The sequence below is a fragment of the Bradyrhizobium sp. B097 genome, from assembly GCF_038957035.1.
Lineage (GTDB): Bacteria > Pseudomonadota > Alphaproteobacteria > Rhizobiales > Xanthobacteraceae > Bradyrhizobium.
This window is the reverse complement of the sequence record NZ_CP152412.1, coordinates 7,457,003-7,476,653: the sequence shown is the minus strand read 5'-3', so window position 1 is coordinate 7,476,653 and position 19,651 is coordinate 7,457,003. Positions and strand designations below refer to the sequence as shown.

The 19,651-nt window shown below is 58.2% G+C and carries 15 protein-coding genes and 1 pseudogene; 11 read left to right on the top strand and 5 right to left on the bottom strand.

What is annotated here, in order from left to right:
* The first annotated feature begins 780 nt into the window (after positions 1–780).
* From glmS to AAFG07_RS34270, 4 genes are all read left to right on the top strand, one after another.
* Positions 781–2,607 carry a glutamine--fructose-6-phosphate transaminase (isomerizing) gene (gene glmS, locus AAFG07_RS34285; protein ID WP_342724114.1) on the top strand — a complete coding sequence of 609 codons (1,827 nt, stop codon included), beginning with the start codon at positions 781–783 and terminating at the stop codon, positions 2,605–2,607.
* 518 nt (positions 2,608–3,125) lie between these two features.
* The gene (locus AAFG07_RS34280) at positions 3,126–3,434 is read left to right on the top strand and encodes a hypothetical protein (protein WP_342724113.1); all 309 of its coding nucleotides are present in this window, start codon (positions 3,126–3,128) and stop codon (positions 3,432–3,434) included.
* 20 nt (positions 3,435–3,454) lie between these two features.
* Entirely contained in the window at positions 3,455–3,685 is a 231-nt protein-coding gene (locus AAFG07_RS34275; RefSeq protein ID WP_342724112.1) for a hypothetical protein, read from the top strand.
* Entirely contained in the window at positions 3,678–3,866 is a 189-nt protein-coding gene (locus AAFG07_RS34270; protein WP_342724111.1) for a hypothetical protein, read from the top strand. The genes AAFG07_RS34275 and AAFG07_RS34270 overlap by 8 nt, the downstream gene beginning before the upstream one ends.
* 981 nt (positions 3,867–4,847) lie before the next feature.
* On the opposite strand, the gene AAFG07_RS34265 is transcribed toward AAFG07_RS34270, so the two are convergent.
* The 4 genes from AAFG07_RS34265 to dctA form a co-directional block, all read right to left on the bottom strand.
* Entirely contained in the window at positions 4,848–5,210 is a 363-nt protein-coding gene (locus AAFG07_RS34265; RefSeq protein WP_342724110.1) for a response regulator, read from the bottom strand.
* A gap of 93 nt (positions 5,211–5,303) precedes the next feature.
* Positions 5,304–5,981, bottom strand: a complete 678-nt coding sequence (locus AAFG07_RS34260; protein WP_342724109.1) for a response regulator transcription factor — start codon at positions 5,979–5,981, stop codon at positions 5,304–5,306.
* Positions 5,978–8,650: a PAS domain S-box protein gene (locus AAFG07_RS34255; protein ID WP_342724108.1), complete on the bottom strand. Its 2,673-nt coding sequence runs from the start codon at positions 8,648–8,650 to the stop codon at positions 5,978–5,980. The genes AAFG07_RS34260 and AAFG07_RS34255 overlap by 4 nt, the downstream gene beginning before the upstream one ends.
* 878 nt (positions 8,651–9,528) lie before the next feature.
* Positions 9,529–10,851 carry a C4-dicarboxylate transporter DctA gene (gene dctA / locus AAFG07_RS34250; RefSeq protein WP_342724107.1) on the bottom strand — a complete coding sequence of 441 codons (1,323 nt, stop codon included), beginning with the start codon at positions 10,849–10,851 and terminating at the stop codon, positions 9,529–9,531.
* A 1,327-nt stretch (positions 10,852–12,178) separates the two neighbouring features.
* Between dctA and AAFG07_RS34245 the strand changes: the two are divergent.
* The 4 genes and pseudogenes from AAFG07_RS34245 to AAFG07_RS34230 form a co-directional block, all read left to right on the top strand.
* Positions 12,179–12,456, top strand: a pseudogene (locus AAFG07_RS34245) (helix-turn-helix domain-containing protein); the annotation flags it as partial.
* Positions 12,457–12,721: 265 nt separating this feature from the next.
* Complete coding sequence (locus AAFG07_RS34240; protein ID WP_342724106.1) at positions 12,722–13,771, top strand: aromatic ring-hydroxylating dioxygenase subunit alpha; 1,050 nt, start codon at positions 12,722–12,724, stop codon at positions 13,769–13,771.
* A 3-nt stretch (positions 13,772–13,774) separates the two neighbouring features.
* The gene (locus AAFG07_RS34235; RefSeq protein ID WP_342724105.1) at positions 13,775–14,527 is read left to right on the top strand and encodes a GntR family transcriptional regulator; all 753 of its coding nucleotides are present in this window, start codon (positions 13,775–13,777) and stop codon (positions 14,525–14,527) included.
* Between the two features lie 11 nt (positions 14,528–14,538).
* A complete protein-coding gene (locus AAFG07_RS34230; protein ID WP_342724104.1) occupies positions 14,539–15,519 on the top strand; it encodes a PDR/VanB family oxidoreductase in 981 nt (326 codons plus the stop codon).
* Positions 15,520–16,358: 839 nt separating this feature from the next.
* On the opposite strand, the gene AAFG07_RS34225 is transcribed toward AAFG07_RS34230, so the two are convergent.
* Positions 16,359–16,550, bottom strand: coding sequence for a hypothetical protein (locus AAFG07_RS34225; protein ID WP_342724103.1), 192 nt, complete (start codon positions 16,548–16,550; stop codon positions 16,359–16,361).
* 255 nt (positions 16,551–16,805) lie between these two features.
* On the opposite strand from AAFG07_RS34225, the gene AAFG07_RS34220 reads away from it, so the two are divergent.
* From AAFG07_RS34220 to AAFG07_RS34210, 3 genes are all read left to right on the top strand, one after another.
* Positions 16,806–17,492, top strand: coding sequence for an ABC transporter permease subunit (locus AAFG07_RS34220; RefSeq protein WP_342729325.1), 687 nt, complete (start codon positions 16,806–16,808; stop codon positions 17,490–17,492).
* 383 nt (positions 17,493–17,875) lie between these two features.
* Entirely contained in the window at positions 17,876–18,217 is a 342-nt protein-coding gene (locus tag AAFG07_RS34215; RefSeq protein ID WP_342724102.1) for a hypothetical protein, read from the top strand.
* A gap of 329 nt (positions 18,218–18,546) precedes the next feature.
* Positions 18,547–19,647 (top strand): hydrogenase small subunit, encoded by a 1,101-nt coding sequence (locus AAFG07_RS34210; protein ID WP_342724101.1) that lies wholly within the window; start codon positions 18,547–18,549, stop codon positions 19,645–19,647.
* Positions 19,648–19,651 lie beyond the last annotated feature (4 nt).

Here is a 19,651-nt window from a genome sequence, read left to right as displayed (position 1 = left end):
GTAAGGTCGTCGACCATATTGATGATAAACGCTTCCGGCAACGGCCTGTTCGCGTAGGCAGCGGACGGTCGACGCAACTACGAAATCGGTAGAATTGCAAACGTTGGTATGGTTCTTCAAACGTTTCGATATCGAAAGCTTACGTTCGTACAATAGAGCTATCGATGCCGATCGTTAGTCTCATCCCGACTAGCATAGCTTGTGTCCGTCCGAGTATGATCAGCCCCTTAAACCAGCGCGACAAAATGTTTCCAATAACGCATGACTATTCACGTAACGCACGACAATTCACGCTAGCGCGCGCTGCGCAAATTCCATGCAGGCGCCGTGGGAAGGTTGCATCTTTCCACCTGCAAAATGGCCGCCGCCGATGCGGGATGTGAGCCTCTCGAAGAAGTCTTTCAACGAGACGCGAGGACTTGTTTGCCGCTGCACCAGCCGCCATCCGGTTCGGCGGCGCCGCCGACAGTTTTTAGGGAGTTTGAACTGAAGAGTCGTGAATGGCTCACAGTGATGATGAGCCAAATCACGACATACGCCAGTCGCAGCCACATCGCGGCTCGTACTTGATGGTTGTCACCGAAAGCGGAATGTGGCTGGACGAAACGATGATGGTTGAAAGTGACCTGACTCACGCTTGTGAATGCGGCGGCAATATAACATGCGGCCGCCGCAAATCCCGAAATTGATCACCGGTTATGATCGGGCAGGCGACTTTCATGAAGAGCTTCCTGTTAGGAGGAACGTCAGCCTCCTTGAACTTCGGTTGCATTGGTCGGTATGTGTGGAATTGTCGGCATCTTGGGGCGTGGTCCGGTCGTCGGGCAGTTGGTCGCTTCGCTCAAGCGATTGGAATATCGTGGCTACGACTCCGCGGGCCTCGCGACGCTCGAAGGTCTCCGTATCGAGCGGCGGCGCGCTGAAGGTAAGCTGAGAAACCTTGAGGAACGGCTGCGCCATTATCCGCCGTCGGGTCACACCGGTATTGGTCACACCCGTTGGGCAACTCACGGAAAGCCGACCGAGAGCAATGCTCATCCGCATGCGACGGAAAATGTCGCGGTCGTTCATAACGGGATCATTGAGAATTTCCGCGAGCTGCGAGCCGAACTGGAGCGGAATGGAGCCCATTTTAACTCAGAGACGGACACCGAGGTGGTGGCGCATCTCGTCGAATCTTATCTCAAGAATGGTTACTCGCCGCGGGATGCGGTACAGGCGTCGCTGCCGCGGCTGCGCGGAGCCTTCGCGCTGGCATTCCTGTTCAAAGCCCACGACGATCTTTTGATCGGTGCGCGCAAGGGATCGCCCCTTGCGATTGGGCATGGTAACGGCGAAATGTATCTCGGATCGGACGCGATCGCGCTCGCGCCGTTGACCGATACCATTACGTATCTTGAAGACGGCGACTGGGCCGTGCTTACCCGCACGATCTGCGTGATCTATGGCGCAGACGGCACTGTTGTTCATCGGGAACCGTCAAAGTCCGGCGCGTCGTCACTCCTGGCGGACAAAGCGAATTATCGCCACTTCATGGCCAAGGAAATCCACGAGCAGCCGATAGTGGCCGGGCAGACATTGGCTCATTATGTCGATATTGGCGCCGAGCGCGTAGCCCTGCCGCTCAAACTGCCGTTCAACTTCAATTCCATTCAGCGCATCTCGATTACGGCCTGCGGCACGGCAAGCTACGCCGGTCACATCGCCAAATACTGGTTCGAGCGGCTAGCACGCCTGCCGGTCGAGATCGATGTGGCATCTGAGTTCCGCTACAGGGAGGCTCCTTTACGCAAGGGCGATCTCGCGATCGTCATTTCGCAGTCGGGGGAGACCGCCGACACGCTGGCTGCGCTGCGTTACGCCAAGAGCCAGGGTCTGCACACGATATCTGTGGTCAACGTCCCGACATCGACGATTGCGCGTGAGAGCGAATCCGTGTTGCCGACGCTGGCGGGACCAGAAATTGGCGTCGCCTCCACCAAGGCATTCATCTGCCAGCTAGTGGTAATGGCGGCGCTTGCTCTGGCAGCAGGCAAAGAGCGGGGTAAGCTGTCCGAGATCGATGAATCGAAGCTTGTCCGCGAGCTTGTCGAAGTGCCGCGGCTGATTGCTGCGGCGCTGTTGATCGAGCCGCAGATCGAGAAACTCGCGCGTCGTATCGCCAAGTCGAGCGACGTGCTCTATCTCGGTCGAGGCACATCGGCTCCCCTGGCGTTCGAGGGCGCGCTCAAGCTGAAGGAGATCTCCTATATCCACTCAGAAGGCTATGCGGCCGGCGAACTCAAGCACGGACCGATTGCATTGATCGATGAGACCGTGTCCGTGGTGGTGATCGCGCCTTACGACGCGGTTTTCGGGAAAACCGTCTCGAACATGCAAGAAGTCGCGGCTCGCGGTGGCAACATCATCTTGATCACTGATGCGAAGGGCGCTTCGGAAGCGACGTTGGACACGCTCATGACCATTGTGTTGCCGGACATGGGTGGAAGCTTTACGCCGTTGGTTTATGCCATCCCGGTGCAGCTCTTAGCCTATCATACTGCCGTCGTTGTGGGGACGGATGTGGATCAGCCGCGCAATCTCGCAAAATCGGTCACCGTCGAATAGGCGGCCGCGGCAATGTCGAGGTGCTTCTCCGTTGTCTGGCCATTAGGCGGCGGTGGCTGCGCCAGCTCGGTGGATTCAAAATCCTGAAAGGTTGTAGTCTCGCGCTTATCCATAGTTGGTCATAGTTGGCGGAGATTTGGTTGTCGCGACTTCTGTTAATCGTTAGCAGGGCAGCGCGCTCCCCCGAACTTTTCGAGACTGCGATCTGGAGATGCGTCTAGCGTAGCGCGCGGCTAAGGAGAGCGTCCGACGGCGCCGTTCAATAGGTGAACTATCGATTGATCCCTCTCCTGATAGGCTGACATTGCGAGCCATGCTCGTAGCATCGCCGCAATCCTGACTAGGCCAATGCGACGTGCATTACGTTCGTGCCGCTTTAGGAAAGCTTGCCGAAAGGATTGGAGGGCATTCACGGTCTCGCGTCAGGTTTTGGTAAGGCTGCCAGCCTATCAGCTGCGAAGGGCCTAACAGCCTGAACCAAATGCGGAACTATATGCCCGTTGGGAGCACCAATCGCCATGTATAATCAGATAAATGGCTCCTCCTGGTTCCAATCCTCGTGCTTTGCCGAAGCTGACGAGCAAACGGATGCAGATAGGTTCGCGGATGGGTTCGCCAATATGAACTTAGCTGCACCGGGCTCCAGTGGCAGCTCGCCTTTGGTAACGGGACCATATTCGCTAGTTCCAAGGCCTCCTGTGATAGAGATCAATAGGTCGTCATTCATCGCCGCAGCGCGAACCTATTGCGGCGCGGAAATCAAGCTCATCGCCGACATGCGCGATACTTCAGCTATCAATGAGGAGAAAGAAGTGTCGGGCTTCTAAGAATGGAGGGCGGCGACAGCATGACGGAGTTCGACGTCAAAAAATGGCACGAGCTGTTTCCTGGGCGAACTGGGACTACCTCGACTGTAGATCTTCAGGTCGTTCATCCACTCGTCGAGAACGCTGGCGATATTCTGCTCGAGCATCCACTTCGAGTGAACGGCGAAAGGCCGTTGCTCAATTTGCGTCCGGCTCATCCGCAAGCAAGAGCCCGTGCGGAGCAGATGGGGTTTGTCGAGGTTGATGGTTGATGCCGACAATATGATTCTCGACCCAGAGAACTCAGACAATTGGATAAGGAACAGTGATGGTGAGTGGCAGCGAAAAGGTGCTGCTGCGCGCTATCGTTCCAAAGTTGACGACAACGAAAGAAGGGATCCTGAAATGGAAGAAAGTTCCTTATCATGCGAATACGAGGATAATTTCATGTGATCATAAGCTGCCCGGAACATGGTCGCGTAGAACATGTCACGTACTACTCTTCGCTACGTTAGGCGGCCTTCGGCGGCTCGCAATCAGAAGAGCTCCTGCGCTTTGAGGGAAAACGGTATGCAGAGAGGAGCACCGGCCGGCTTGGTCTTCGCCGAACTGCTAGCGATTACCGGGCATAAGAGCGGCGCTGCGTAACGCAACCGATCGAATTGCTTGCGTCTGTAGTAAACTGCGCGAGGCGCGGCCAAAAAAGTGCGCCCCGCGGTCGAAAGGAGACCGGGCGTTCTGCGCGTTGAGTATATGGGGTGGCTTCGAGGAGGAGGTTCTCGAGGCGATCTAATGAGGCGCAAGAGTTGGTGAGCAGCAAAGAGGCCGCCTCAGATATGGCTGAAGAAAGGCGCGGAGCGATACCACGCTCCGGTAGACAAGAGGAAACATCTGTGACGGGCAGTGGCACTGCGCTGAGCAGGAGTGCGTCCCGCAGAGCTCTTCGCATGCCAACCAACGTCGATCATAAACAAGATGCAAGCAAATGGTTCGACAATTCAGTCCAGAGAGCTGCTGGGCTGAGCGGAGCTCTTTCGTCGTCGTAAGCAGTACGTTGCTAGACTGGACCGAGCTAAGCAAGCGCTCAAGCCCATCGAATCCGTTCCGGGGGAAGATCACCCTGAGCGCCAGCCTACATAGATGAATGGAACCCGGAATGCCAAGTACCTGCGTCTCGCGGCGGGAGCGCTGTTCTGGATCGACGTGGCCAGCGGGCGGAGCAGGTCACGGATCAATAAAGCAAAGTGGGAAATCGACCGCTGGCTCTGCCAGCTGATTCGGGAAGTTGATTCCAGAAGATCCTCAGGAGTTCTTATTACAGGTGCCGCGCGCTTGACGCCAAGAAGCTGATCGAGAGCGTCTCGCGTGAGAAGTGCTGAGATCGGACATGAAGTTGGCGGCCGGCTAGTTTCAGGCGTGCCAGCAGCCGCGGTTCTACTTCAATGCAGCATCGAGGCACTCGATCAGCGTGTGTCCGGCAAAGGGCTTGGCCAGAAAGCCAATCGCTCCCGAGCTCAGGACCGAGGCGCGCACGCGGTCGTTCGGGAAGGCAGTAATGAAAATGAACGGCACACTGAGACCTTTGGTCCGCATTTCGGCCAACAGGTCCAAGCCGCTCATGACCGGCATCTGCACATCCGTAATTACGCAGGAAGTTTCGTTCAACCGCGGTGATTTCAAAAAGTCCTCGGCCGACGCAAATGTTTGGACGATGTAGCCACGCGATTTCAAAAGGTTCTCTGTCGCCGCGCGGACCGACGCGTCGTCGTCAACGACAGATATTAAAGGCGTGGACAAGACGTGCCCTCCGGACGCAGGAATGGCGGCCGCCGCAGCATTAGCCACCTTGGGCGAAAAGTGGGCTTGAGAGGTGAAATTGTAAAATCATACTTAGGTTTGTTCGGGTCGGTTTGCGCGGATGCTCAGCGTCTCAGTCATTCTGATCAAATCCGCGAGCGACCGGGCGCGCATCTTTTTCATTAGGTGTCCCCGGTAGATCTTGACCGTAATCTCGGCGAGCCCCAGCTCGGCGGCTATCTGCTTGTTCATCAGGCCGGTAGCGACCAGCTTCATCACTGCCTGCTCGCGCGGGCTTAAGGTCTCAAATAGAGCCTGCAGTTCCGCGACGGTCTGCTGAGTCTTCCGTCTTTTGCGATCACGCTCGGTCGCGGCGACCACGGCGTCAAGCAGTTCCTGATCGCGAAACGGTTTGGTGAGAAAATCGACCGCTCCGCCTTTCATGGCCCTGACGCTCATGGGAATGTCGCCATGGCCGGTGATGAAAATGATCGGAACATGAATGTTCAACCGCGCCAGCTCAGCCTGGAACTCAAGTCCACTCAGACCTGGCAGCCGGATATCAAGGACCAGGCAGCTAACAACATCGGGAAGCCTGCTCTGTAGCATTTCGCGGGCCGACCCGAATGCAACGACGTCCAGGCCGACCGATTGAAAAAGGTTCGTTAGCGACCGACGCATCGAGACGTCATCTTCGACAACGAAGACTATCGCATTTGCCGACGCGTCAGCCTTGCTGCCTTCGCGCGGGGGCGCAGAGCGTTCGCTCACAGCACGAGCTCCTTGTGCAACGGCAGGTCAAACCGAAAGCTTGCCCCCGGCCCCTGCTTGCGAACGACTGAAAGGCGCCCTCCATGAGCTTCCACAATCGAGCGACAGATCGAAAGACCCATGCCAAGGCCACTCGATTTTGTCGTGAAGAAGGGGTCTAACACTCGGTCGGTATCATCTTCAGCGATCCCGACGCCGCAATCCGTCACGGTAAGCTGCACATGTCCCGTATCGTCCTTAGATGACTGAATCACCAGTTCGCGCGCTCGGTCCGTAACTGCGTCCATGGCTTCGATCCCATTCATTACCAGATTGATGATCACCTGTTGCAGCTGAATCCGGTCGCCGAATATCGCGGGCAGCGCTGCCGTTAACTCGGTTTTAAGCGGTACTTGGTGGCTAACCAGCTCTCGTGTCACCAGCGCAATGGCATCCTTAACGACGTCATTGATATCGAGCGGCAGCATCTCGATCTCGCCTTTCTTTGCAAGTGCGCGAACGCGACGGATCACCTCGCTTGCCCGGATTGCGTCTTCGATTATCCACTCAACCGAAGAGCGCGCGGCGGATAGGTCAGGAGTTTCGCGGTTCATCCAACCGAGGCACGCGTCGGCGTTGCTGATAATAGCGGCGAGTGGCTGGTTGATTTCGTGGGCGATGGACGTTGTAAGTTCGCCTAACGTCGTCACACGCGTCACATGTGCAAGCTCCGCCTGTGCCTTTCGGAGCTCTTGTTCGGCTTGATCTGCGCGAATCATGGCGGTGATGTCGGTGCTGACGCCGCGGTAGCCGAGGAAATTGCCGTCTAAATCAAAAAAAGGCTTGCCGCTCGTCCGGACGTAGATCGGAGATCCCATACGGTTGACAGTGCGATAGACGAGATCCCGAAACGGAAGATGCGCCTCCAGCGCCGCCCGATGTTGCCGCCACTTCTCAGGGTCTTCCTCGACGTCGCACGCGATGTCCCAGCGAGGCAGGCCCATCAATCCCGTCGCCAATATTCCCGCAGCGCTGGTATGCTCGGACAGGTGGGTGACCTGATGATCTGGTCCTGTCTCCCAGAGCCAGTCGGAAGCTGTTTCGGCGTAATCGCGAAAGCGCTGCTCGCTTTCGCTCAGTGCAGAAAGTGTGTTTTCCAGGCGTTCCCTAGCGGCGTATTGCTCGGTGACGTCCATATGTGTTCCGATGAGTTCGCTCACATTGCCATCGCTGCCGACCACCACATGCGCGACGGAGTGTATGCGCCTTATCCCGCCATCTGCCAGAAGGATTCGGAAATCATACTCGAAGCGCCCTTCCTCGCCCTCAATAGCCTGGCGCTGCACTTCCTGAAGCCGCGGCAGGTCATCTGGATGAATGCGCAACCGAATGGTCTCGATCGATACAGTCTCTTGCGGTTCAAAGCCAAATAGACGGTCGACCTCAGCGGAGCGATACACAAAGTCGAGATTGTAGACGTCCCAGGACCAGCTGCCCGTGTGACTGAGACGCTGGGCTTCGGCCAAATAGGCTTCGCTACGGCGTAGCTGCTGTTCTGTTTGCCGTGCCGCCGTGATATCCGTCGCTGCCCCGACAAACTCGATGTCACCAGTGGAGGTTGTCGTGGCGCGCGCGCGTGCATGGATGTGCTTCACCGAGCCGTCCGGCAGCAGCAGCCGGTATTCATGCTCGAAATCCTTTGGGTCCCGCATCGCTCGATCGATGGTCTCTTGGACCGAAGCTCTATCGTCTGGATGAGTGCGTTCGACGACGAGTTGTGGCCCCGGAACCGTCGGCGGGTCGAGCTGGAAAATTCGAAAAGTCTCCTTTGACCAAAAGACTTCGCCGGTAGTAACGTTCCATCCGAAGCTGCCTGTATGGCTCAACTCCTGCGCCTGGGCCAAATGGGCTTCGCTCCGCTGCAGAGCAAGTTCGGTCAGCTTTCGCTCCGTGACATCTTCGCAGGCTATGAGGACAATGGACTGGTCGTCCGCCCATAGCATGGCTTTGGCGCTTTCTCGTACCCACAATACAGAGCCGTCTTTTCTGACTTTCTGGATGTCCCAACTGTGCGATTGGCCTATATCTTCAAAGCACTTTCGAACGCATCTGTGAACGAACGCGCGATCCTCCTCAAGAAAGAATCCCAGGACGGATTGACCGATTAGTTCGGCAGGCGCATAGCCGAGTTGTGTCGCGCCGTATGTATTGACGTTGAGGACAGTACCGGCTTCGTCGAGCATGAAATACATGGCCGGGTTGTGTTCAAAGATTGCGTGCCACCGTTTTTCGCGGTCCTTCAAATCGGCCGCGCTGCGCCGGAGCTTGGCCGCAGCCTCACGTGCAGCCTCGCTTTCCAGGCGGACTTTTCCGATCAGGTGCGTTCCGACAATCGAGACAGTAAAGAATGCGACGACCACCGGAAGAGCTTGAGGGTCGTCGATCCGCAGACTGAACGCCGGGGGCACAAAGTAGTACGCCAAAGCAGAGATGGCTAAGACTGAAAGCGCGGATGATGCGATAAAGCAGCCGATCAATGAAAACAGCAATATCACTAGCAGATAGGCGAACGCCGTCGCCGCGAAATGCGTGTGAAGGTACAAAGAAGCTTGCGTCACGACCGCCAGCGTTATGCTGCCGAAAGCAAACTGTGTGGCTGAACGTTTGAAACTACTGATCTGGTTAAGCATTCTTAGACCGTCCAGCCTTTCTGCGGCGGGAGAGCTATAACATTTTAGGCAAAAATGGGGCAATCCTTTCTGTCCCGAGAGACGCTCGTGCGGTTCCGAGATCGATTGCTTGCAGCTGAACTCAGCACGCGCCGAAGAAAGGCGCATCACAAACGTAGGTATAGTTGTCCTAAACCTTTCAATATCGCGCGCTGACATGCGTACAATCGAGCCTGAGATGTCTGTTTTGCTTCGCTGCCGATAATCCTCGCAGGCGCTCGAGGCCGAGGGAGGCCCCGGCAGAGCACTGCCGCGTCGCGCCAGGGCGCGTCCAACGTGGGGACAAGGCTACATCGGCTCAGCCAAGACGCTGACGTGGAACAATGAGACACGCCTCGCCTAATCTGGAAAGAGCAGCAACAAGCTGTAGAGCCGATGACGTTACCTCTGTGCGATCCATCTCGGTCTGGTGAAGGTGCTAATCTGATCCACGGTGATGACGCCCATTGCGGTCTGATGCCGCAACACGCACTGGAAACAACGGATGAGCGAGTTGCGCCAGCAAGATCGCCACCACATCATCGGTCGGGCGAGGCCAGTTCAGCGCCAAGCACCCGCGGCTAATCGTGCGCCGGCATTGGAATGGCCAGGAGCTTTCACCTCGAAAGGCGCGTTTGAAAAGGACTACGGAAAAAGTCTCTTTTGACCTCGTTTCGGGGATCTTTTCAGAGCCGTTGCCGGGGGGGCGCCGCGGAGCAGGTAATGCGATCCGCAAATCCCGCGAAAAGATGTTCCGGCTCGCAGTTCAAGTCGGTTGTGCCGATTTGAACTACGGGGAATCACGAAGTTGGCTAAATTCGAGTTCGACGCGTCTTGAAATCACGGCGAAAATGCGGGGCCTACCTCCTTGTGTTTCTGGTGTCGATACTGGTGGAATCGGTGGGCTGCTTGAGCCGGGCGTGTAGCGTCGCGTGCTCAAGCTCGCCTTCCCACCAGGACACGAACACAGCGGCGATGCCATTGCCGGTGATGTTGGTAAGGGCTCGCACTTCGCTCATGAATTTGTCGATCGAGAACACGATTGCCATGCCCGGAACCAGCGCCGGGTTGACCACCGACAATGTCGCGGCGAGCGTGATAAAGCCCGCGCCAGTAACGCCGCTTGCCCCCTTCGAGGTCAGCATTGCCACGAGCAAGATCGTGAGCTGCTGGCCAAAGGTGAGATCGACCCCGAGTGCCTGGGCAATGAACAATGTCGCAAGCGTCATATAGATGTTGGTACCGTCGAGGTTGAAGGAGTAGCCGGTTGGCACCACGAGGCCGACCACGGGCTTGGAGCAGCCCAGTCGCTCGAGCTTTTCCATCAATTGCGGCAGCGCGCTTTCCGAGGACGAGGTGCCGAGCACGATCAGAAGCTCGTCCTTGATATAGACAATGAACTTGAAGATCGAAAAGCCGACGATCCGCGCAATCAGACCGAGCACGACCACTACAAATACCGCGGCCGTGGCATAGAATAACGCGATCAGACCGATCAGATTACCCAGCGCCGCCGGCCCGAACTTGCCGATCGTGAAGGCCATCGCGCCGAATGCACCGATCGGGGCCGCTTTCATGATGATGGCGATCACGCCGAACACCGCATGCGCGACGTCGTCAATCATGCCGCGCAGCCCCTTTCCACGCTCTCCCAACGCCATCAGCGAAAAGCCAAACAGGATCGCGAACAGGAGCACCTGCAGGACATCGCCGCGAGCGAGGGCGCCGACCACAGTTTCGGGAATGATATTGAGAAAGAAATCGACCGCCTTGGAGGCCTCGGCCTGCTTGACGTAATTGGCGACCGCCGCAGCATCGGGTTTGACGGCAAGGCCATGGCCGATTTGGAACAGATTGCCCATGACAAGGCCCAACATCAAGGCAAAGCTCGAGACGATCTCGAAATAGACCAGCGCCTTGACGCCGACGCGACCAACTTTCTTTGCATCTTGAATATGCGCGATGCCGGATGCGACGGTGCAGAAGATGATCGGCGCGATCACCATTTTGATCAGCTTGATGAAGCCGTCACCGAGCGCCTTGACCCAGTCGTTGGTCGCAACCGATGGCCATAGCCAGCCGACGATGGCGCCAATCACGATCGCGATCAACACCTGGACGTAGAGAATCTTATACCAAGTTTGCGACGCGCGCGCGGGTGCCGCAGTTGCCATGGTGGTCATGACGCTTCCTTCCCGAATACACTCGAATGCGGGCCGCCGCATCGTTGAGAGGCGTCGGCCTCATACGAGGCTGTCATTTTAGCCGTGTCCGATTGAAGACAGTTCCGAGAGCCGGCGCGTCATTCCAAAGGCAGGCGTTCAATTACGTTATCTTTTTCGTCAAGCAAGATTTGCACCAGACGCCCAACCTGCAGCCATTCAAACGGCGATCGGAAACCATCTGCCTCCTGGCGAGGTTCGTTGAATGCTCGGACCGCGTTGGCAAGTCCGAATGCGAAGGCGTTGCTCAGGTGACGCATATCTTGCACTGGCGAGCACGTTAGCCGAGTCATGTCTCGGCGCAGAAGCTCAGTGTGATCGGTATGCGTCAAGTGCTGAGTTGATGCAACAATGCGCTGCATTGGTAAAATTGATTGTCTGGATCGCAGGTATCCACGCGATGGAAGTGTGGCGTGATCAAGGCTCTAGGCTAGATTTGGATTCCTTGGGAAATCTTTGATTTGGCGAAGGGCGCTGTGTTGTTTGCTAGCGATGAAGCCCGTTCGTGCGCGGGGGCATCTTCAGGCCCGTGCTAACGGTGCGGCTCGGCAGGTTTGGTCGATGTAAGGTGTATCCGCCTTCGGCCCTGGGTGCGCCTTTGGCCGTCTCGCAAAAGCAGCGCTACGATGGATTTCTCAACTCGATCATTCCGCCTTTGCAGCTTTGATCCTTCGTTTTCGACCTCTTTGTCAGGCAGGACGAGACCAGCGTGACTGACTCCGACCGTACTGGCGGGTTCGAACAGAGTTGCGACAATTGGATGACGGTGAGCGTGCTCCAATCCAGCAGTACATGGCCCGGTGAAGCCGGACGGTTAGGCGAATTTCTCGCGCGCAATGCGATTCTGCTTCTGCAATCTTGCGAAGCCGACTGATCACCTTGCGCATGTCCAGTCCACAATGTGCGTCTTTGCATCCGTGAGTGATGATTGAGCAAGGTCGTCTGCTGGAGCAGTGCCAAATAGGAAAACACCGTCAAGCGGTGGACGACTTTGCAAAGAACCGTTCCCCCTCACAAACGAGAGGCGCTTCTTGCAAGGGGATCGGGCGTGGAAATCGCGCGATCTGCGTAGCCCCACGGTCCGTCTGGTGCAAGGTGGGGTGGTCCTGGTGCGCGGAGGCCATTGCCGACTTTGCGGCTAGGGCGCAGGGACGAATATGCCTTGTACTAGGGGTGTCGAAAGTCGCCCCTCAATGTTCGATATCCCCTCCGAGAGCGCGCTTCTGCATGATGTGGCACGAACGCCAGCGCCGCCGTTCTCGGCGCGTCAATCACCTGGAGCTCTCAAATGCCCAATCCGATGTCTGGCTTATACGCGTGGTTCCTGCGCACACCGGAGGCTGCGCGTTATCTCGGCCTGTCCCGCCGCACGCTCGAAAAGCACCGCACGTATGGCACGGGGCCGGCGTATCGAAAGATCGGCGGTCGCATCATCTACGCACTGGATGAGTTGAGAGCGTGCGCCGATCTCGGCGCCGAGACGTCGACGTCCGATCCCGGCAAAGGGACTGTACGCCGGCCAAGAAGCGCCCAACGCTGCGCCCTTACGCAGGCCAGGAGCGTCGCTGGTCACCCTACGAGGAGAGCGACGGTGCACGGGCCGAGATCCAGCGGGATGAGCAGGCCGGCGAGGTGGGATTCCGCGGGCAGTGCTGGTTTGCTGTGTGCAAATCAAGCTGATGCTTCGTTATGGCCGAGCGGAACGCGATGGCTCTCTGTTGTGGCAATTCTGTATACAGACTTACCATCGAAAGCACGAGAATTTGTCATATTTCCAGCGAAATCTGCCGATTATGTATACACTAAGTGTCCAAAAACGAGGAATCGGCACATGACCCATTGCTTTCCGACCAACGCCTGGTACGCGGCCGCTTGGGATGCCGAGGTAAAGCAAGCGCTGTTGCCCCGCACGATCTGCGGCAAGCATGTTGTGATCTATCGGCGCACCAACGGCGAAGTCGCAGCGCTGGAGGACGCCTGTTGGCATCGGTTGGTGCCGCTCTCAAAAGGTCGCCTTGAGGGCGACAGCGTCGCCTGCGGCTATCATGGGCTGAAATTCAACGCGCAGGGCCGTTGCACCTTCATGCCCTCGCAACAGACCATCAACCCCTCCGCCTGTGTGCGTGCCTATCCTGTCGTCGAGCGCCATCGGTTCGTCTGGTTATGGATGGGTGATCCTGCGCTAGCCGATCCGGGTTTGGTGCCCGATATGCACTGGAACGATGATTCCGCTTGGGCCGGCGATGGTGACACCATTCACCTGAAATGCGATTATCGTCTGGTTGTCGACAACCTCATGGACCTGACGCACGAAACTTTTGTGCATGGCGCCAGCATCGGCAATGACGCCATCGCGGAAGCGCCGTTTGACGTCACTCATGGCGAGAAAACCGCCACCGTAACGCGCTGGATGAAGGGGATCAACGCGCCGCCGTTCTGGGCCAAACAATTGCAAAAACCTGGTCCGGTGGACCGTTGGCAAATCATTCGTTTCGAGGCGCCGTGCACCATCAATATCGACGTCGGGGTGGCGCCCGCTGAAACCGGCGCGCCCGAAGGCAATCGCTCGGCCGGCGTCAATGGTATTGTCCTCAACACCATCACGCCGGAAACGGAAACGAGCTGCCATTATTTCTGGGCATTCGTGCGCAATTACCGTCTGAACGAACAGCGCCTGACCACCGAACTACGCCAGGGCGTTTCCGGCATCTTCCGTGAGGATGAGGTCATTCTTGAAGCGCAGCAGCGCGCGATCGACGAAAATCCTGACCGGGTCTTCTATAATCTCAATATCGATACGGGCGCGATGTGGGCCCGCCGTCTGATAGATCGCATGATCGACGCCGAGAACGCGCTGCAAGGCCGGCAGGCTGCGGAGTAGGACATGGCCGAGCGCGACACCGATCGCTCCGTCTCACAGACGGTGCGCGTCCAGCTCAGCTTGCGCGATCTGATCCTGTCGGGCGACTTGCGGCCGGGCGAGCGGATCTCCGAGTTGCAGGCGGTGGAGACGACCGGCGCCTCGCGCACCCCGGTGCGAATGGCGCTGGTTCGGCTGGAGGAGGAAGGACTTCTGGAAGCGATCCCTTCTGGCGGCTTCATGGTGAAGGCGTTCTCAGAGCGAGATGTCCTGGACTCGATCGAACTGCGTGGCACGCTGGAAGGTCTGGCCGCGCGCTTTGCCGCCGAGCGCGGCGTTTCGTCGCGCGATCTCGAGCCTCTGAAAGGGTGCCTTGACCAGATTGACGGCCTGGTGCGCCAGGATCCAATCTCCGTCGAGGCTTTCTCCTCCTACGTTGCGTTCAATGCACGGTTTCACGCGCTGTTGACCGAATTGTCACGCAGTGCGCCCTTGATCCGGCAGGTCGATCGCGCGTCCGCGCTGCCATTCGCCTCGCCCAGCGGCTTTGTGGTGACCCAATCGACACTACCGGATGCACGCGACACACTCTTGATTGCGCAAGATCAACACCGCGTCGTGATCGACGCGATCGAAAACCGCGAAGGCGCGCGGGCCGAAGCAATCATGCGCGAACACGCGCGAGTGGCGGCGCGCAATTTGCGCCTGGTGCTCAAGAACAAGACGCATTTTGACCTGCTGCCGGGACTGGCGCTCATCAGGATGGCAGGCGATTAAAGGAGACCTGCATGCGGTTCATGGAAAGCTGGACACCCGCAACCCTTGTCGCGACGCGCGATCTGACGCCTTCGGTCCGCGAGTTGCTGATCAAACCGGAAAACTTCGATGGCGCAGCCTATCCGGTCGGCAGCCATATCAATATCGCCGTCACTATCGATGGGCGCCCGGAGACGCGGTCCTACTCCCTGGTCGGCGAGGCCGACCGAGCCGGCTATCGTATCGCGGTGCGGCGCGCGGAAGACTCGCGCGGCGGCTCGCGGTACATGTGGTCGCTCGCCCCGGGCGCGCGGCTGGCCATCACGCGGCCGGCCTCGCTGCTGCCGATCGACTGGGCGCGCCGGCACTACTGCCTCGTCGCGGGCGGCATCGGCCTTACGCCACTGATTGGTGCAGCCAGAGCGCTGGCCCGCCGCGATGCCGACTTTACCTTGCATTATGCGGTGCGTTCCCGTGAGCAAGCCGTTTATTTGGACATTCTCGCCCCCTTGCTGAACGAGCGGCTTATTGTCCATGCAGGTAACGAAGCGCGCCGGCTCGATTTCGATAACTTATTCGCCTCGCTGCCGCCTGACGCCTTGACCCTCTTGTGCGGTCCGATGCGGATGCTCGATGCCGCGCGCCGGGCCTGGACGGGTGCAGGACGCGCACTATCCGACCTACGCTATGAGACCTTCGGTTCGAGCGGCTCGCTGCCGACTGAAGGTTTCCGGGTGCGCCTTGCAGATCGAGCCTTCGAGATCGAGATACCGCGCGATCGCTCGTTGCTGGACGTGCTCAATGAGGCCGGCTACGAGGTGATTGCGGATTGCAGGCGCGGCGAGTGCGGCGTCTGCGCCATCGACCTCGTCAACATCGACGGTGAGCTAGACCACCGCGACGTCTTCTTCAGCGAGCAGCAAAAGCACGCGAACGAAAAGATCTGTGCATGTGTCTCTCGCGCCAGCGGCACTATCACCGTCGATATACTGCATCGCCCGGACGCGCTGTAGGTTCGCTGCAACGCGTTGGTTTCGGCAGCATGTCCTGGCCAAGCTCTCGGCACAACTAATGCATGTCCCAAGGTTGTGCTACGCTATCATAGAACAGCGCGCGCATGATTGCCGGATAAAGACGGTCGGCGACGCCCGATTGTCTTTCTTCAAGGCAAGACAAAAGCTCTCCGCGCCATGAACTCTGAAAGCGTTACTTTCAGTCGCGTTATTCTTGCAATGGTACAGTGGCGAGTTGCTTGCGCTGGTCGCGCTCGCGGTTGAGGGGCCCTAAACAAACCAGCCAATTCGTCGAAGCAGAATCTACGTGAAGAGCGTCGAGTGAACGCGGAGCGTTGTAAAACCCCAAGAGCATCTCTCGGGCGGCAAACTCTGCCGTTTCATTGTGCCGTCGCTGTCTGCTTGAGAACAGAGATGCCGGAAACCTGACAGCGCGTTAGGTCCACTCCACAGCAACGCTGGTATCTATGCGCGTTTTGCTCACGCACGCCACAATTCGCAAGCGGCACAGAGATTGCTTGATAGCGAGCGAGGAGCTGCGTCGTCAGACCGGTCGAAGCGGCCCTGTCACAGGAGTTTCCGATGAGGCTTGCGATGCCGCTCTTGCTCGCAGAAACGACGCGCGTCAATGTGGCAGCCGTCACCAAATCCCGCATGCCGCACGATAAGCCTGCCGCGTTGTCGAGACGGGCGAAGCGGCCCGAGACCGTGTTGAACGTTGCCGCGAGCACCGAGCTATATAGCCGAGCCCCGCAAGCTGCGAAATTTCAGGCGCTTCACTCGGGCGACAGCGTTCGCCCGAGACGGCTGCTTGAGAACGGCCCTGCGGCTCCGGAAAATCACTTCACCTCTGCGGCGAATTCGACTTCGAACGTCCTAAATGGCGCGGATACGCGCAAGCCGTTGTCGTTCACGATGCTGTCGAGCTGCAGGCGCGTCGTCGCCTCAAAAGGGGCGGCTGGGGCGAACACAACGAATGTGCCCGCCATGTCGGAAGCCGCGCAGCCGAACTTAATACGGCGTGCGCCCATCCCGCAGGCTCATCGATTGATTGAGACCGGAGAGTCTGACCTCAGCTCCACTGCACTGTCGCCGCTAACAGGCAGCGAAGCGGGTATACGCCGGCTGTTAGCGGGCGATTTTGCGAGTCAATCTGGTCAGACGCCCGGTTCTTGGAGGTTGGACCGGACCAACAGGCGATGCACGCCAAATCCTTCAGCGATCCAGACGTGCAGGCGATCGCTGAGCCGGTATGGCGACGTACTCTCACCGGCGGGCTGACGCACATGGATGCTTTTTCGGCGGAGATCTGGCAGTCCGTCGCGCTCACGATCGAGCTTGCCAGCGTGACGACGATGATCCTCCTGGTTGTTGGCGCGCCGCTCGCGTGGTGGCTAGCACGTTCAAAGACGGTCTTGAGCGACGCGGTAGCGACAATCATCGCGCTGCCGCTTGTGCTGCCGCCGACTGCGCTCGGTTTCTGCGTACTCGTCCTGCTCGGCCCGAACGGTCCAGGGGGCCTTCTCGCCTCTTTCTGGGGCGAGCACACGCTCGCCTTTACTTTTGCAGGAATCGTGGTCGGATCGGTCCTCTCGGCGCTCCCTTTGGTGGTGCAACCGATCCGTAACGCCTTTGTTGCGATAGGCGACGGTCCGCTGGAAGTTGTGGTCAGTCAGCGCGTTTCTCCGTTGCATGCTTTCATTACCATCGGCCTGCCGCTAGCGCGACTGGAGTTTTTCAAGGCTGCCGTGGTTGGCTTTGCTCATACGATCGGCACATTCGGCGTCGTGATGATGATCGGCGGCAACATTCCTGGGCGCACCAAGGTGTTGTCAGCCTACGTCATAGACTACGTCCAGGCATCGCGCTGGCGCGAGGCAAGTTGGGTTGCCGGCGGTATGGTGATGTTCGCCTTTGCCGTCATTTTCACTTTAACCCTCATCGACAAATGCTGTGCTAGGAGAGGCACATGAGGGTAGGCCCACTTCGCCGGTTCGAATCGCTTGCGACGTGACGGCCAGACATGTCCGATCATGAGCGTGCAGCAGTATTGCAAGCCAGATCCGTCCGTCCTTGGCGAGGACACAGCGAACGCGCCTGTTATGGCCGCGGCGGATGACGGAATCAGCTACAATTCGGCATACTCTGCGCCCTCTGCTCGAGGTGAGGGGCAATGACGTCGGAGTTTCTAAGCAGCGGCGTGCCAGACTAGACGAATTCTTCGCTCGCGATATCGCGGGCCAGCGGGTACCGGGCGCGGTTGTTGCAATCGCCGGAGACGGCAATGGTTCGCTAAAAGGCGTACGGGCCTCGATCCAGAAAAAGGAACGTCGATGCGATATTCGCACCCGCGTCGATGACCAAACCGATGCTGGCGGTCGTTGGGTTTATGCTGATGGAAAAGGGGCGCCTGCCGCTGCGGGCCAATCTCAGCGATCCCGGAATTCGAAAACATGAAGGTGCGGTGCGGCAGCCTGACGGTTCAATCAAATTCGAAGCGCAGAGTTCTCCGATCTACGGCCACGATCTTGATCGCCACACATCAGGTCTCAGTTATGGCGGGCCCTCGCATAGCTCTGATCAAGTCGCGCGTCTCTGTCCGGGTTTCGCAACTCCGCCGGTCAAGGCGACAAGCATGTTTTCAACGAAGGCATTACCAAGCTGCCGCTGGCGTATCAACCAGGGACGAAATCGGTGACCGATCTGGTGCCTGGCAACGGCACCAACTCTGTCAAGCAATCGTCATGCCGCGCGCCTTGCTTAAAGCGAGTATGACGCATTCGCCGCGCAGCAGTAAACCGTTGTGCTGCTTTGTTGGAGTTCCCACGTCGACGTTCAAAACCGGACCACTAACACGATGGGCGCGATCAGACGCGAGCTTGTACCTCGCTAGCTGGGCTCGCCAGTCCGCATTGCAGACTGCCAAGCGGCGGCTTGGCATCTGCCAAGTGCTTCTTATGCCGTGGCCTGTTTCTTGCTGCTGGACGTCAGTAATTCGTTACGGCCGACGAGCACTTGGAAGGGTTCATGGGCGGGGCGACGGAAACTTTCTACAGCGTGATCAGACGTCAGGGTATCACGCGTCGCAGTTTCAACAGATTCTGCAGTTTGACGGCTGCGAGCTTCGGGCTCGGTCCGCTCGCCGCAAGCGGTATTGCCACCGCTCTGGAGACCAAACCGCGTGTGCCCGTCATCTGGCTGCACGGGCTCGAGTGTACCTGCTGCTCGGAAAGCTTTATCCGCTCGGCCCATCCTTTGATCAAAGATGCGCTGTTGTCGATGATTTCGCTCGACTATGACGATACGATCATGGCGGCGGCAGGACATCAGGCCGAAGCCATCCTGGAGGAAACCCGTGCCAGGTACAAAGGCAAGTATGTGCTTGCCGTCGAAGGCAATCCGCCGCTGAACGAGGGTGGCATGTTCTGCATAGACGGCGGCAAGCCGTTCATTGAAAAGCTCAGGTCGATGGCGGAAGAGTCCATGGCGATCATCGCTTGGGGAACATGTGCGTCGTGGGGCTGCGTGCAAGCGGCCAAGCCAAATCCGACTGGCGCGGCGCCGATCGATAAGGTGATCACCAACCAGCCGATTATCAAGGTGCCCGGGTGCCCGCCCATCGCAGAGGTCATGACCGGCCTGGTGACCTTCATGACCACGTTCGGAAAGCTTCCGGAGCTCGATCGCCAAGGACGTCCAAGGATGTTTTATTCCGAGCGCATCCACGACAAGTGCTATCGGCGTGCCCATTTCGACGCTGGGCAATTTGTCGAGGAGTGGGATGATGAGGGCGCACGCAAGGGCTACTGCCTGTACAAGATGGGTTGCAAGGGGCCGACCACCTACAATGCCTGTTCGGCCGTTCGATGGAACGGCGGCGTTTCTTTCCCGGTTCAATCCGGCCACGGCTGCTTCGGCTGCTCCGAAGACGGCTTTTGGGACAAAGGTTCATTTTACGACCGGCTCACGACCATCAAGCAGTTCGGCATCGAGAGCAACGCCGATCAGATCGGCATGGCCGCTGCCGGCGCGGTTGGACTGACCGTCGCCGCGCACGCGGCGGTCACGGCCGTGAAGCGCTTGACCCACAAGCCGGATCGCGCAGCTCACAGAAGTAAACCGAGTTGAGGGG